16 protein-coding genes are annotated in these 14,578 nt (G+C 39.0%); all 16 read right to left on the reverse strand.

Going from position 1 to position 14,578, the window contains the following annotated elements:
• Nucleotides 1-127 precede the first annotated feature (127 nt).
• On the reverse strand, nucleotides 128-1,015 hold the full coding sequence (locus tag ACSV5T_RS03035) for a prephenate dehydrogenase (protein WP_105089695.1): 888 nt from the start codon (nucleotides 1,013-1,015) through the stop codon (nucleotides 128-130).
• 101 nt (nucleotides 1,016-1,116) lie between these two features.
• Nucleotides 1,117-2,463, reverse strand: a complete 1,347-nt coding sequence (locus ACSV5T_RS03040) for an MATE family efflux transporter (RefSeq protein ID WP_438320289.1) — start codon at nucleotides 2,461-2,463, stop codon at nucleotides 1,117-1,119.
• Nucleotides 2,464-2,535: 72 nt separating this feature from the next.
• Complete coding sequence (locus tag ACSV5T_RS03045) at nucleotides 2,536-3,255, reverse strand: LemA family protein (protein ID WP_370815680.1); 720 nt, start codon at nucleotides 3,253-3,255, stop codon at nucleotides 2,536-2,538.
• Nucleotides 3,248-5,098, reverse strand: a complete 1,851-nt coding sequence (locus ACSV5T_RS03050; RefSeq protein ID WP_438320290.1) for an MAG1210 family protein — start codon at nucleotides 5,096-5,098, stop codon at nucleotides 3,248-3,250. Before ACSV5T_RS03050 ends, ACSV5T_RS03045 begins: the two co-directional genes overlap by 8 nt.
• Nucleotides 5,099-5,419: 321 nt before the next feature.
• A complete protein-coding gene (locus ACSV5T_RS03055; RefSeq protein WP_295802627.1) occupies nucleotides 5,420-6,292 on the reverse strand; it encodes a 2-oxoacid:ferredoxin oxidoreductase subunit beta in 873 nt (290 codons plus the stop codon).
• Nucleotide 6,293: 1 nt separating this feature from the next.
• Nucleotides 6,294-8,045 (reverse strand): 2-oxoacid:acceptor oxidoreductase subunit alpha, encoded by a 1,752-nt coding sequence (locus ACSV5T_RS03060; RefSeq protein ID WP_227721019.1) that lies wholly within the window; start codon nucleotides 8,043-8,045, stop codon nucleotides 6,294-6,296.
• 270 nt (nucleotides 8,046-8,315) lie between these two features.
• Nucleotides 8,316-9,101 (reverse strand): tRNA pseudouridine(38-40) synthase TruA, encoded by a 786-nt coding sequence (gene truA / locus ACSV5T_RS03065; RefSeq protein WP_438320291.1) that lies wholly within the window; start codon nucleotides 9,099-9,101, stop codon nucleotides 8,316-8,318.
• Nucleotides 9,098-9,901, reverse strand: a complete 804-nt coding sequence (locus ACSV5T_RS03070; protein WP_295867241.1) for an energy-coupling factor transporter transmembrane component T family protein — start codon at nucleotides 9,899-9,901, stop codon at nucleotides 9,098-9,100. The genes truA and ACSV5T_RS03070 overlap by 4 nt, the downstream gene beginning before the upstream one ends.
• The gene (locus ACSV5T_RS03075) at nucleotides 9,891-10,751 is read right to left on the reverse strand and encodes an energy-coupling factor transporter ATPase (protein WP_438320292.1); all 861 of its coding nucleotides are present in this window, start codon (nucleotides 10,749-10,751) and stop codon (nucleotides 9,891-9,893) included. The genes ACSV5T_RS03070 and ACSV5T_RS03075 overlap by 11 nt, the downstream gene beginning before the upstream one ends.
• Entirely contained in the window at nucleotides 10,751-11,695 is a 945-nt protein-coding gene (locus ACSV5T_RS03080) for an energy-coupling factor transporter ATPase (RefSeq protein WP_370815676.1), read from the reverse strand. The genes ACSV5T_RS03075 and ACSV5T_RS03080 overlap by 1 nt, the downstream gene beginning before the upstream one ends.
• Before the next feature lie 282 nt (nucleotides 11,696-11,977).
• Nucleotides 11,978-12,313 (reverse strand): 50S ribosomal protein L17, encoded by a 336-nt coding sequence (rplQ, locus tag ACSV5T_RS03085; protein ID WP_004695155.1) that lies wholly within the window; start codon nucleotides 12,311-12,313, stop codon nucleotides 11,978-11,980.
• Nucleotides 12,314-12,325: 12 nt separating this feature from the next.
• The gene (locus ACSV5T_RS03090; protein ID WP_105089704.1) at nucleotides 12,326-13,330 is read right to left on the reverse strand and encodes a DNA-directed RNA polymerase subunit alpha; all 1,005 of its coding nucleotides are present in this window, start codon (nucleotides 13,328-13,330) and stop codon (nucleotides 12,326-12,328) included.
• Between the two features lie 71 nt (nucleotides 13,331-13,401).
• Entirely contained in the window at nucleotides 13,402-13,791 is a 390-nt protein-coding gene (gene rpsK / locus ACSV5T_RS03095) for a 30S ribosomal protein S11 (RefSeq protein ID WP_004695151.1), read from the reverse strand.
• A 19-nt stretch (nucleotides 13,792-13,810) separates the two neighbouring features.
• Nucleotides 13,811-14,179 carry a 30S ribosomal protein S13 gene (gene rpsM, locus ACSV5T_RS03100; protein WP_004695149.1) on the reverse strand — a complete coding sequence of 123 codons (369 nt, stop codon included), beginning with the start codon at nucleotides 14,177-14,179 and terminating at the stop codon, nucleotides 13,811-13,813.
• A gap of 23 nt (nucleotides 14,180-14,202) precedes the next feature.
• The gene (rpmJ, locus tag ACSV5T_RS03105) at nucleotides 14,203-14,316 is read right to left on the reverse strand and encodes a 50S ribosomal protein L36 (protein ID WP_004695148.1); all 114 of its coding nucleotides are present in this window, start codon (nucleotides 14,314-14,316) and stop codon (nucleotides 14,203-14,205) included.
• A gap of 26 nt (nucleotides 14,317-14,342) precedes the next feature.
• Nucleotides 14,343-14,561, reverse strand: coding sequence for a translation initiation factor IF-1 (gene infA, locus ACSV5T_RS03110; protein ID WP_004695147.1), 219 nt, complete (start codon nucleotides 14,559-14,561; stop codon nucleotides 14,343-14,345).
• Nucleotides 14,562-14,578: the final 17 nt, after the last annotated feature.

The following is a 14,578-nucleotide window of genomic DNA, read 5'->3' on the forward strand; positions in this document are numbered from 1 at the left end:
CATAAGTATTAAATGAATGTTAACTAATCATCGTTAGTATCCATAATTACTAAGCAATATGTAGCCTTAACTAACCGATATATCCTTAATTAACCAATATATGGCCTTAGCTAATCGTTAATTGTCATTAGCTATTTTTGATTTGCCCTGTTAAATATGGCAATTTACCACGAATTTCTCGGCCCCGTTCAAGATAGGATTCTAAGGCTTGACCTTCATCTTCTTGTGAAAGTATCTCTTTTACACGTTTAATTTCGGATTCAATCTGTGAAAGGCCTTCAATTACATTGTGTCTATTACCATAGATGATTTCACGCCACATAGATGGCAAACCACCGGCAACACGTGTACAATCTCTAAAGCCTCCTGCAGATAATTTCATGCGCAACTCGCCTAATTCATCACCACCGGAAACTTGAGTTAAAATGGATGCCAATAAATGTGGCATATGACTCACCATAGCTAAATACGCATCGTGAGCATAGATATCGACGAATTCAATACGTGATCCTACAGCGCGTCCCATTTCAGCTAGTTCTTGAGCAACCTCTTCATTATATACATCAGAGGCCTTATCCTCTAGTACAATCCAACCCATACCTTTAAATAGGTTTTTATGAGATACTTCGTAGCCACCCTTTTCAGAGCCAGCCATAGGATGAACAGACACAAAAATTGTCCCTTTCGGAATAGAATCATATACAGCTCGTACAAAGTTTTCCTTTGCACTAGATACATCAGTCACCACTTGTCCTGGTCTAAAAAGATGTGCCATTTCTGTAAATAGTCTTGCATTTGTATCTGGAGGCAATGAAAATACAACAATATCTGAATTTTCAATCAATGGTTCTACCTCAGTCCAAGCAGCTTTTACCACCCCATCCTGAATGGCCGCATCACAAACCTCTTGGCGACGAGCATACCCTACCACCTCATAATCGGTATAGGCCTTTAAAGCCTTCGCCAACGAACCACCTAATAGACCTAAGCCAATAATGCCTACTGTCTTACTCATATAAACCTACTTTCACAAATAATTAGCCTTACACTCTCTAATGTAAGGCTAACTATATCTACAAACTACTAAAAGTATATTGAAATCGTGTAAATATAAGACTATGCCTCTATGAGGCGTCTATTTTTCCACTTCCCACTATACCAGCGATATACAAATAATAAACCTCGTAAAATTTCATCTACCGCCATGGCAATCCAAATGCCTACGAGCCCCCATTCCCAGTAAATTCCAAATAGATAGGACAATGGTACAGCACATAACCACATGCCAAAAATGCCTACGAGCATCGGTGTTCTAATATCCCCTGCTGCTTGTAAGCAGCCAACCATAACAATATTAACGGCACGACCTAACTCAAGAAAAATCTCAATCAGTAATACATTATGTGCTAACGATAGGATTTCTGGATCCGTAGTAAATATGGATAGTACAATATCACTGGTAATATAAAAGAACGTAGCCAGTCCTACACTAATGGCAATGGCTAACAACATAGAATGCCATACGCGATTTGTCACCTCAGCTTGTCGTTTAGCCCCCATCAGGTAACCCACAATAACTTGAGATGCATTTGCTAATGCTATGGTATATACATAGCAAAGCATGGCAATAACTGATACATACACCTTTGTATTAATAACAGCTAGCCCTAGGATGTTGACCATTTTCATAATCGTTGTCTGAGATAACTGATAACTTAAGGTTTCGCCACCGGAAGGAACACTGATGTTCAGCAAGGACTTAACCGTATGCCATGGGAATGGTTTTAAGAATCTAAAGCTTACCTCTAATGTAAGCAGTTTCTTAAATGTATAACCGATAATCAGGAGGCCAACCACCTTAGACAACCATGTAGAAATGGATACCCCTAGTACACCTAAGCTTGGTATAGGCCCATGGCCAAAGATTAACACATAGTTAGTTGCAATATGGATAACATTCATAACCAATGCAATGTACATAGTAACACGTGTTAATGAATGTCCTCTAAACACGGCAACCAACGCATAGTACATAGCCTGAATTGGCAAGCCTGCGGCCACTATGGTTGTATACACCGACGTATCGCTCATCGTTTCTGGAGGTATGCCAAGCCATGTAAAAATCCATGTATGACAAGTAATAAAGAATACGGCCGCTATCGATGAGAAGAAAAAGTTCAGCACCAAGCTGACCGTACACACCTCTGATAACTTCGATTGATTCCGAGCCCCTAAATATTGAGCAATCAGAATCGTCGTAGCTGTGCTCATCACAATGATGAGCATAATAAAGATATTTAAAATTTGATTGGCATTAGCTACTGCTGCTACTGCTTCAGGCGAGTAGTGACTCATCATCAGTTGGTCTATGTTACCTACCAGCATCTGTAGGAACACTTCGATGAATATAGGCCAACTCAAAGTCCAGATAGACAAGCTAATCCCTTTTTCATAAGACTTCATAGTATCCCCTTATATACTAATGCCAAATTTCATAGTCTTCCCTTTATACACTAACGCCCCATTACTTAGCCCTTAAAAGAAAACGCCTTTAGCCTTTTCTTTAGTTTCTTGATCAGCAATAAATGGAATTCTTGTAGTTCTACCTTCTTTAGCAGCTACAATCTTTTTAAATGGGAATTCAAAGATTTCTCTATTCCAAGTATTTACCGCATCATTGTATAACGTTCTAGCTGCAGTAATTTCTTTTTGCAAATAAGAGTTTTGTTGCATTGCATCGCGAATTGTATCTTGGCTTTGTAATTCTGGATAATTTTCTATAGCCACATTAAGAGCTCTTGTAGCCTTGTTAAGTTGAGAGTTCACATCACTTCTAGACTCTTCAGAGAAATTACCACTTCTATACTTAGCAATATCTACAAGAATATCTTTATCTACTTCAATAGATTTTTCCACTAATTTAGCCGCATTGGAAAGAATCACCACACGTTGCTCCATATAATTGTCGATTTCAGAAGCAGCATTTTGGATTCTTTGTTCCATCATATTAAACTCTGAGCTAATTTGTTTTAATCTCCACCATGGATAAATTAGCACGATTGCACCAATAATGGATACCAGATACTTGTCAATAACTATGCCTAAAACGATACCAATAACACCGATAGCCATAAGAATAGTAGGTAACATTTTTTCAAAACCACTAGTTTCTACAGGGATTACCTTCGCAATAACATTTACATCTCTGCCTTCAGACATAATTTCCGGATTCATTTCGTCGAGTTGATTAGCCATTTTTAGTACCTCCACATTGTTCATAAATAGTATTTAATAAATCGCCTAGAGACTGATTTTGTCGATATAGTTTACCTGCCATAAAGTGATCATACGCAAAGGATCTATCCCTATTATCTTCAGATTTTTGATAATGATCTAAACCTTTAATATGGTTGAAATCATCTCCTGCGGATTGTATGTCGGTCACCTCTATAAATTCTTGTTTTGTTACAGGAACATACTCATCCCAGCGGACTGGCACATAATAGGTCCTACCATTACCCGCTCGTACAGGTACTTCATCTATGTGTTCAATCGCTCTATACGAATAGGCATCTACCTTAATTACTTCCGAGTCACCTTCATTTTTATGGTGACTAGTCTTAAGGATTGTTTTTACATTATTACGCTCCGACGCATCAGGGGGAACAAATAAATTGAGTCCCATTTTATTCGCCAGCATTTCTGTAATGTAATCATTATATTTGAAAGCATAAGATTTACCATAAATATAATCATTAGATGCCATCTGTTGATACACAGGAATTGCTAAAATTGGCAGGAATGAGAAATACATGTGATCAAAGTAACTACAGTTGTAATTAATGAACTTTTCTTTAATCTTTTCAAATGAAAAATCATAATACTGAGATGGCGAAGTATCAAAATCCCAGTTTTGAGAGTTGTCAGCTTTAATCTCATTAATTTTATATTCTTTGTTAAATATAAAATCATCGCCATACGGTGAGTTTTCAAAAATATCCTTGTAGTTGCTTTGTGCTAATGGCGTAAACAATACGCGGAACTCAACCTCATTATTTCGATCTAATGCATTAAATTGGGCATCAAACTCTTCATTGGCTAAAGCTTGGAAATTACCGCCATCCTCCAATGAGTCTTGACCTTTCTTTCTAAGACTAGCAATGCCTTTCGCTAATCGACTCTTGGCACCACCAAAATTAAAGAATCCTTTTTCCGGTGGTTTTCTATGAAATGTTAAATTAGGTGCCGCATGATTACCATACACTAAGGATACTCTATTTGCATAATATGGACCAGGTTGTCTTATTACAGCACGTAATGTTTCGTTAACATCTCTAGTCTTTAAATTCCCATTAGAATCTACATACTCCTCTGTATAGGTCACATCTAATGTGCCTTCATAGGTATAGTCGTCCAGCCAGTGGACTATACGCTTAAGAAATACAAAGGGATTTCCTAAAATATCGCCAGACGCAATATCTAATGTGGAATGATTCACATCGCCTTTTTCTAAAAATCCATAATCTTTAACGAGCTGTTCATATCGTTCAATATTAAAGTTAGAATCCATATGAATAAAAGGAATCGCCTTTTTTAGGAGTTCCATAGTCATTTCACTATGAAAGAGATTATTCAAAGGCGCCATCATCTCATAGCCTTCTTGACGCATTTGAGCTAAGGTCGCATCTAGGTCTTTAAGCTTTTCCTCAAGGCTCTTACTATTAGGCTTAATCCAGTACAGATATAAACCTACACATAGAACTAGAACCGCAATACAAATAATGATAGATACGATATCTACATGATTTTGTGAAAACTGATAAATACCATAAATAATGGCCCCTATACCGATAACAATATCAATCTTCTTAATAATGCCAAATCGTTTATATGATGTATTCGATTGGTCCCGATTTTCTGATACAGCAGTATACTTATCTATTAATACTTTATTGTTATCTATATCTACTTTTGATTGATCTACTAATTGTTGAAAGTATTCTTCTGTCACTCGTTGGAAGGAATCTTTTAGCTCTTCCCGATAATACTTAAGTGGCTCTAGTAATGCTTCATTATATTCATTCGACACGTTACTCATTCCCTCTCCTTAATGAATCGTACAGTAAGTAATACATCTATACGTTTCCATTATGCCTCATATTCTGAAATAACAGCCTCTTATACTTATAAGTTTTCAAATTTTTACTTAATTATAAATATCCTAAATTATAAATTAGTATATCAATTAAGAAAACCTCCGTAAAGTAATAATACTATTTATAACACTTTAAGGTAATAATACTCTCCATTGCACTATAAGGGAAAACTACTATTCATAAAGGTATAAAGCAAAAACCCCTCTTTACTGGACATCCAGTAAAGAGGGGTACAGACCATAAATGATCCAATTTAAATAAGATTATTTAAATTGATTACAAAGGCTATCAAATAGCGCTTGATCTGGTTTTACAACGTCTTCAGTTAATGGACGAGGATGTGGACCACCATTTGCTGCAGCCATAGCTTTTTCGAAGGAAGGTTTAGTAGTATCTTGGTAGATAAGACCAGTAACCAAACCATTTGTTTCACCCAAAGTTTTAAGTGCTGCTGCACGATCTGTTGGGTCGTAACCTTCTGGCAATGCAACTAAGTGTTCTTTGAACCAGTCATAGCTGTTGTGTTTATTATATGTAACACATGGGCTGAATACGTTAATGAAGGAGAAGCCTTCATGATCCATTGCTTGTTGAATCAAATCAACAAGTTCTGCACGGTTAATCATGTAACCTTGTGCTACGAATGTAGCACCTGCAGCGATTGCAGTTTCACAAACGGACAATGGAGATTCGAATGCCCCACGAGGAGTTGTTTTTGTAACAAAACCGATATCGGAACGAGGGGATGCTTGACCTTTAGTCAAACCATATACATGGTTATCCATTACAACATATGTCATGTTTACATTACGTTTGAAAGCATGGATAGTGTGACCCATACCGATAGCGAACGCATCACCATCACCGGAGCAAGCGATAACTTCTAAGTCTTGGTTAGCAAGTTTAACGCCTTGTGCGTAAGGAAGCGCACGACCATGAGTTGTATGCGCGCCATATGCGTAGAAATAACCACCGATACGGCTAGAGCAACCGATACCGGAAATTACTGCTAATTTTTCTGGTGGAATATTTTTCGCTACTACAGCGTCAGTAATCGCTGCTTGAACCCCATAATGGCCACAGCCTGGACACCAGTTAGGACGAATATCGTTTCTGTAATCTTTAGCTGTTGTCATATTATAGGACCTCCTTAATCGCATTTTTCACATAACTTTTTGTGAATGGATTACCATCGTATTTCAAGCAGCTGGAAATTTTAGATTTCTTATGCATGTTGATTTTAAATAAGTTAGTCAATTGACCTGTAGCATTGTGCTCAACGATAACCACTTTTTTCGCAGCATCCATGAATGGTTGTAATTGTTTAGCTGGGAATGGTTTAATCAAGCGCAATTGCAAGTGGTTAACTTTAACGCCTTCTTGATCGAATTCAGCAACTGCTTCTTCGATAGCGCCACGGCTAGAAGCCATACCTACAACGAGTACATCTGCTTCATCGTATTTAGCATTATTCAAGAATGGTTCATAGTTATCAGCTACAGTTTCCAATTTGCGGAAGCGTTTATCAGTTTGCGCTACGTGCATTGTAGGTGCTTCTGCTGGTTTACCTTCTTCATTATGTTCTAGACCTGTGGAAAGGAATAGCCCATTTTTCATGCCAGGAATTGTACGTGGAGAAATACCATCTTCAGTCAATTCAAAGCGTTTGAAGTATTTAGGTTGTTCCAATTCAGGAAGATCAGCTTCTTTCATCATTTTACCGCGGTTAATAGGTACACGATTCAAGTCGAAGGAAGGAACGGATTGTTTATTCAAACCTTGTTGTAAGTCAGGCATGAAGATAACTGGGCATTGGTACATTTCTGCCAAGTTGAAAGCTTTTTGAATTTCATAGAAGCATTCTTCGATAGATGTTGGAGAAATTACGATACCAGCGTAATCGCCATGTGCATTGTAGCAAGCCGCATCAATATCGGATTGTTCAACCTTTGTAGCCATACCTGTGGATGGGCCAGAACGTTGAACATCGATAACAACCATTGGCAATTCAGCCATGGAAGCCATGGATAAGGATTCAGCCATCAAGGAAAGACCAGGGCCAGAAGTACATGTGAAGCCACGAACACCTGCGTATACGCCGCCCATAGCTGTCATGCATGCTGCGATTTCGTCCTCTGTTTGAACGATTGTAGCACCCAATTTATCCATGTTTTTAATCATATATTCCATTACTTCAGATGCTGGAGTAATAGGATAAGATGCCATGAAACGGGAACCCGCTGCAATAGCACCTAACGCACATGCTTCATTACCTAATAAGAACATTTGATCTTTCTTACCAGGAGCTGGCAATGTATCGATTTCAACATCGCCTAATTTTTCCATTACAAGGCCATAACCATCGTCAAAAGCAGCCAAGTTTTTATCCACGATTTCTTGGGATTTTTTCGCAAATTTAGCAGCAATCGCATCTTTAAACATCTTAGTATCGAAACCAAGAAGTGCTACAGACATACCAAGTGCTACGATGTTACGCATCAACATGGAACCTTGTTTCATTGCTGTTTCAGAAATTGGCAAGGACAAGCAATTAACCTTTGTACCTTCAAATTTAGAGAAGTCAGGATTTACTTTGCTGTCACAAATGATGTAACCGCCATCGCGAACTTCGGAACCATGCATATCAACTGTTTCTTGATCAAGAGAAAGCAAGAAGTCTACGCCTTCACCAATGGACATAACTTGTTCTAATGCAACGCGCAATGCGAATGTAGTATGACCACCTTTGATACGAGATGCAAATAAACGTTGGCTATACAAGGAATAACCTTCTTTAGCGAGGATTGTCGCCATGATTTCGCCACAACTCTCAATACCTTCACCTTGTTGGCCGCCCATTTTCCAGATAAAATCTTTACGTTTTTGCAAGAGATTCACCCTCCTTAGGATAAAAATTACACTGCTGACAAGAGTCTACCTTACTATGTTAATGTTTTATAGTACGAACCTGTCTATATCGTCATTGTATCATGTATATTTTGGGTTTACAATGTATCATTTCACATAATAATAGGTATAAATTAAGGCATTATAACTAAAAATTATAAGAGAAAAGGATACTACATGGTAAGTAGTATCCTTTTAGTATTAATGGTTATCGTTTTAAATAAATTATAGGAGAATGTAGTCTATACAAAATTATATAGAATATTTATTCTGTAATACCTCTTGCTGCCGTTCTTCGGTAAAGAAGATTTCCTCTAAGCACAAACCTTGGGCTGGTGCCGTTTTACCTATAACACGGCGATCTTTAGCAGCTAAATAGCCCTTAACATTCTCCACCTTGCGTCTTCCTAGTCCTACATCGACAAGCAAGCCTGCAATGTTACGAACCATGTGGTATAGAAACCCATTGCCCACTACTGAAATAGTAACATGTGGGCCTTCGGCCTCTACATGGATGCCCATAATAGTCTTTACAGGATCAGCAGGCGTTGAATTCGTGCCCTTCAAGGTTGTAAAGTCATGCGTGCCCAACAGTTCATTACCGGCAGCTTGCATAAGCTCAATATTAAGAGGTTTCTTAACGTGCCAATGGTATCGTTTTGTCAACGGGTTAGCAATGAGTTGATTATGGATAGTATATACATACTCTTTACCATATATATTCCATCGTGGCTTCCAATCGAGGGGTATTTCCACCGCCTCAAGAACAACTATATCCTTTGGGATATGAGCAATCATAGCGCGAGGAATATTTTCTGCCGGTATAGCTCCAGATGTTTGGAATGTACAGACTTGAAACTTCGCATGTACCCCTGCATCTGTTCTAGAAGCGCCGTAGATTTGAATTGGTTCATTACAAATTTTTGACAATCCATATTCTAAACAGCCTTGCACCGTTAAGCCCTTATCGTCAGGTTGCTTTTGATAGCCTGCTAAGTCAGTGCCATCATAAGCGACTATAATCCGTATATTTCTCATAGATCAAGCCACCATAAAACGATGAGTAAAATGGTAACCAAAATGACAGCGCCTACGCCGATATAATCTACATAGGTAACTTGTAGTTCTTTCATGCGCGTACGATTCACACCGCCTCTATAACAGCGAGCCTCCATGGCAATAGCTAGTTCATCAGCGCGTCTGAAAGCACTAATAAATAATGGTACTAAGAGAGGTACCATGTTTTTAGCACGTTGAATGATGGAGCCTGTTACAAAATCTGCACCACGAGCAGATTGAGCTTTCATAATACGATCTGTCTCATCTAGTAGTGTAGGAATAAATCGCAATGCAATGGTCATCATCATTGCTAATTCATGAGCTGGCACACCAATACAACGGAATGGATTGAGCAAATGTTCAATACCATCGGTCAAACGAATTGGTGATGTCGTATAAGTCAATAAAGACGAGAACAAGATTAAAAAGATTAATCGCGCCGCCATTTGTAGACCCATAGCCACGCCTTGATCTGTAATGTTGATGATCCACCATTGGAAGATTGTATTACCTGGTGTTGTAAAGATATGAATACCCATGGTAAATACGATGATAATCCAAAGTGGTTTAATAGCAGACCACATCAAGCGTAATGGCAATCTTGATAACAGCATAGCAAAGATGGTAAATGCCCCTACCAAGCCATACGCAAGAGGAGAATTTGCTAGGAAAATAGCTACCACAAAGATAGTTGTGGCAATAATCTTGGCACGAGGATCCATGCGATGCAAGAAGGAGTTTCCTGGGAAGTATTGCCCAATAGTAATGTTATTTAACATGGCTACCTCCTTCTAGAATGGCTTGTACTGCATCATCCACGGATAATACACGATTAGATACATCTAATCCTTGTTCACGCAAATATTCCATGGTTACAGATACTGGTGGTACGTCTACACCAACAGCTTGCAATTCATGGCGGTGATGATTAAAGATATCCATCGGTTGTCCATCGAGAACGATACGACCTTTATCAAGAACTACAAGGCGAGATGCCATGCGCGAAATATCTTCCATATTGTGAGATACAAGGATTACTGTAATCCCCTTTTCTTTATGAAGGCGAATAATTTCTTCAAAGATTTCTTCCCGACCAAATGGGTCAAGGCCTGCAGATGGCTCATCAAGAACTAGGAAGTCCGGATCCATAGCCACCACACCAGCAATGGCAACGCGACGCATTTGACCACCAGATAGGTGGAATGGAGAACGCTCTGCATAAGTATCATAGTCGAGGCCTACAAATTTCATGGCATCTCGTACGCGTTCATCGACTTCATCTGCACTAAGGCCTAAGTTTTTAGGACCAAATGCAATATCTTCGGCAATGGTTTCTTCGAATAATTGATGTTCTGGATATTGGAACACCATGCCTACCTTATGACGCATCTTCTTAGCTTCCTCTGTAGAAGCGCTAATATCTACACCATTAACGGTAACGGTTCCTGTTGTAGGATGTAATAAGCCATTTAAATGTTGTACAAAGGTAGATTTACCAGACCCTGTATGACCAATGATACCTAAAAACTCACCGTTTTCAACGGTAAGAGATACACCATGAAGGGCCGTTTTTTCAAATGGAGTGCCTACACCATAGGTATAGGTAATATTATCTAATACAATCGCCATTAGTGTACGCCCTCCCCGCTTACTACATCTGAATTTTCATTGATAGGAGAACTAATCGTATTAGCACCTTTATGTTCACTTAGTAATTGATCAGCCAATTTAGAATGTTTTAGACCTTCTGCTAATTCTTCATTGTTGATGATACTCTTACCTACTTCATAACCTTTTTCATTCAATTTGAAAGCAATTTCAGACGCCACAGGTACATCGAGGCCAAGGCCTTTTAAGGTATCTACATGGCTAAAGATTTCACGAGGAGTACCATCATGTAACTTCACGCCATTTTTCATTACCACCACACGGTCAGCCGTAACAGCTTCCTCCATAAAGTGTGTAATGTACACGATAGTGATACCTTCTTCTTTATTGAGTTTATGAACTGTTTCAAGCACTTCACGACGACCTTTAGGGTCTAGCATAGCTGTTGGCTCATCAAGGACGATGCAATCTGGTTTCATTGCAAGTACGCCGGCAATGGCAATACGTTGCTTTTGGCCACCAGACAACAAATGAGGACCATGTTCTCTATATTCAGTCATATTTACAGCCTCTAACGCTGCATCGACACGTTTTCTAATTTCTGCGCTAGGAATACCTAAGTTTTCTGGACCAAAGGCAACGTCCTCTTCTACGACAGCTGCCACAATTTGATTATCAGGGTTTTGGAATACCATGCCCACATGTTGGCGTATATCCCAAATATGCGCTTCATCACGCGTATCATAGCCACATACATTGATATGACCTTCACTAGGTTGTAATAACACGTTGAAATGCTTAGCTAGTGTACTTTTACCACTACCATTCGTACCGATGATACAAACAAACTCACCGCGCTTAATAGATAAATTTACATCATTTAATGCATGTACATCATTGCCATTTTCATCGGTATAGATATGACTCATATGATTGACCTCAATCATAATGTCTTTTTCATTCATGGATAACCTCATATCTTTCTAGTCAATTTCGTTTCTATAAAAGTAGAACCATTTACAAATCAATCATTCCCATATTGAGCCTACTAGCATCAATATAATATGTCCTGTTCATACACTTAGAATGAAATAGTATCTAAGGTATTCTGTAAAAGGTTAACAATAGACATTTAATATTTACGATAACTGCTAATATATTACGATATTATACTCATCGATTGTACCATAAAATTGACAATAAAAAAACGGTGCTGCAACATAAGTTACAACACCGTATGAGTTTGATTAAACTAACTCGATAATAGCCAAAGGTGCAGCGTCACCTTTGCGAAGACCAGTTTTGATTACACGAGTGTAACCACCTTGACGGTCTGCATATTTTGGAGCAATTGTATCAAACAATTTTTTTACTACGCTTTCATCCATGAGGTATGCAAGAACTTGGCGACGTGCATGAAGATCACCACGTTTAGCCAAAGTTACCATTTGATCAGCTAAAGAGCGAAGTTCTTTCGCTTTAGCTTCTGTAGTTTCAATACGCTCATATTGGAAGAAAGATGTTAACATGCTACGGAACAACGCTTTACGAGCGGAGCTGTCGCGGCCTAATTTTCTGTACATTCGTCTTCCTCCTTATTCGCCTTTTTGTTTAAGTTGAAAACCACCTGGATGATTGTTGAGTTTTTCCTCAATTTCATCGATGGATTTTTTGCCTAAATTGCGAACTTTTCCTAAGTCATCAATGGTTTTGTCTAGCAAATCTGCAATTGTATTAATGCCAGCACGTTTCAAGCAGTTATACGCACGAACAGAGAGTTCCAACTCATCGATGGAAATCTTTGCTGGGCCGTCATCTACAGCTGGTTCTTCATTATCAGAACCTACTGGATCAACAACGATACCGCCTTCACCTGTGTTTACATCTACAACATCTGCAGAGTGCGCTAATTTAGTGAAGTTCCCTAAATAACCAATCATAATGGCAGCAGATTTTGCCACTGCATCAGCAGCAGTAATGGAACCATCAGTCCAAACTTCTAATGTAAGTTTGTCAAAGTCCATTTCATTGCCTACACGAACATCACTCACTTCGTATTTGGCACGAAGAATTGGAGAGAAGATGGAATCGATTGGAATACAACCGATTACATCTGTGTCTTTTTTATTCTTCGTAGAAGGAACGTAACCTTTGCCACGTTCAATCACTACGTCCATTACGAGATGAGCTGTCTCATCCATAGTCGCAATCACTAGTTCAGGATTCAATACTTCCACTTCTGGTGGGAATTGCTCAGCTAAGTCAGCAGCTGTCAATACACCATCCTTTTGGAAGTCAAAGTGAACTTCCAATGGTAGTTGCACATCTTCTTCAACTTTGATGCACAATTGCTTTAAGTTAAGGATGATATCCGTAACGTCTTCGCGAATACCAGGAATAGTAGAGAATTCATGAAGAACTCCATCAATTTTGATAGAGGTGATAGCTGCCCCATCCAAGGATGAAAGCAAAATTCTGCGTAAGCTATTACCGAGAGTGATACCATAACCACGGTCTAATGGTTCACATACGAACTTACCATAGCGACCGCCTTCGGCGATGTCCACCTTCTCGATTTTAAGTTTCTTTTCTTCGCTCATCAGGAACATCCTCCTATACAACACACGTTCATAGTTTAATTATAGCACCGTATCAAATCGGCCGCTATTAATTATACACGACGGCGTTTTGGAGGGCGACAACCATTGTGAGGAATTGGAGTTACGTCTTTAATGGAAGTAACTTCAAGACCTGCAGCTTGTAAAGCACGGATTGCAGCTTCACGGCCGGATCCAGGACCTTTTACGAATACTTCAACAGTGCGAAGACCATGTTCCATTGCAGCTTTAGCAGCTTGTTCAGCAGCCATTTGAGCAGCGAATGGAGTGGATTTACGAGAACCACGGAAGCCCAAGCCACCAGCGGAAGCCCAAGACAACGCATTACCGTTTGTATCTGTCAAAGTTACGATAGTGTTATTGAATGTAGAACGAATATGAGCCGCACCGGATTCAATATGTTTCTTTTCTTTTCTTTTAGTTCTAACAACTTTTTTAGCCACGCTTTATCCCTCCTTTATCTTATTTCTTTTTACCAGCAATTGCTTTTCTAGGACCTTTGCGAGTACGTGCATTCGTTTTAGTACGTTGACCACGAAGTGGTAAACCCATACGATGACGTTTGCCTCGATAGGAGTTGATTTCAATTAAGCGTTTAATGTTAAGAGCTTCTTCACGACGAAGGTCACCTTCAACTTTGTAATCAGCATCTAACAATTCACGGATTTTCGCTACTTCATCTTCAGAAAGATCACGAACACGTGTGTCAGGATTGATGCCAGTTTTAGCAATGATTTCAGATGCTAAAGTTGGACCAATACCATAAATATAAGTTAAACCAATTTCCACTCGTTTATCACGAGGTAAATCTACACCGGCGATACGTGCCATCTAATCATCCACCTCCTATCAGATTATCCTTGTTTTTGTTTATGTTTTGGATTTTCGCAAATAACCATTACACGGCCTTTGCGTTTAATGATTTTACATTTTTCGCATATCTTTTTAACTGATGGTTGAACCTTCATTAGTACCTCCTTTGTGGACCCTATGCTTATTTGAAGCGATAGGTGATGCGACCACGATTTAAGTCATACGGTGTCAGTTCCATAGTAACTTTATCACCAGGAAGAATACGGATAAAATTCATACGCATTTTACCTGACACATGAGCCAATACGATATGACCATTTTCCAATTCAACTTGGAACATGGCATTCGGTAAAGCCTCAACTACCGTACCTTCCACCTCAATAACGTCTTCTTTTGACATATCTTTTCCTCCGGTTA

This window comes from Veillonella sp. ZSJB6 (genome assembly GCF_051549505.1).
Lineage (GTDB): Bacteria > Bacillota > Negativicutes > Veillonellales > Veillonellaceae > Veillonella.

Excerpts from the sequence above, each read along its gene's own strand:
- ACSV5T_RS03050 (WP_438320290.1), bottom strand. The coding sequence starts at position 5,098 with ATGAGTAACGTGTCGAATGAATATAATGAAGCATTACTAGAGCCACTT.
- ACSV5T_RS03070 (WP_295867241.1), bottom strand. The coding sequence starts at position 9,901 with ATGTTAAATAACATTACTATTGGGCAATACTTCCCAGGAAACTCCTTC.
- truA (WP_438320291.1), bottom strand. The coding sequence starts at position 9,101 with ATGAGAAATATACGGATTATAGTCGCTTATGATGGCACTGACTTAGCA.
- ACSV5T_RS03090 (WP_105089704.1), bottom strand. The coding sequence starts at position 13,330 with ATGAGCGAAGAAAAGAAACTTAAAATCGAGAAGGTGGACATCGCCGAA.
- ACSV5T_RS03045 (WP_370815680.1), bottom strand. The coding sequence starts at position 3,255 with ATGGCTAATCAACTCGACGAAATGAATCCGGAAATTATGTCTGAAGGC.
- ACSV5T_RS03040 (WP_438320289.1), bottom strand. The coding sequence starts at position 2,463 with ATGAAGTCTTATGAAAAAGGGATTAGCTTGTCTATCTGGACTTTGAGT.
- ACSV5T_RS03055 (WP_295802627.1), bottom strand. The coding sequence starts at position 6,292 with ATGACAACAGCTAAAGATTACAGAAACGATATTCGTCCTAACTGGTGT.
- rplQ (WP_004695155.1), bottom strand. The coding sequence starts at position 12,313 with ATGTACAGAAAATTAGGCCGCGACAGCTCCGCTCGTAAAGCGTTGTTC.
- ACSV5T_RS03035 (WP_105089695.1), bottom strand. The coding sequence starts at position 1,015 with ATGAGTAAGACAGTAGGCATTATTGGCTTAGGTCTATTAGGTGGTTCG.
- infA (WP_004695147.1), bottom strand. The coding sequence starts at position 14,561 with ATGTCAAAAGAAGACGTTATTGAGGTGGAAGGTACGGTAGTTGAGGCT.
- rpsM (WP_004695149.1), bottom strand. The coding sequence starts at position 14,179 with ATGGCACGTATCGCCGGTGTAGATTTACCTCGTGATAAACGAGTGGAA.
- rpmJ (WP_004695148.1), bottom strand. The coding sequence starts at position 14,316 with ATGAAGGTTCAACCATCAGTTAAAAAGATATGCGAAAAATGTAAAATC.
- ACSV5T_RS03080 (WP_370815676.1), bottom strand. The coding sequence starts at position 11,695 with ATGAATGAAAAAGACATTATGATTGAGGTCAATCATATGAGTCATATC.
- ACSV5T_RS03075 (WP_438320292.1), bottom strand. The coding sequence starts at position 10,751 with ATGGCGATTGTATTAGATAATATTACCTATACCTATGGTGTAGGCACT.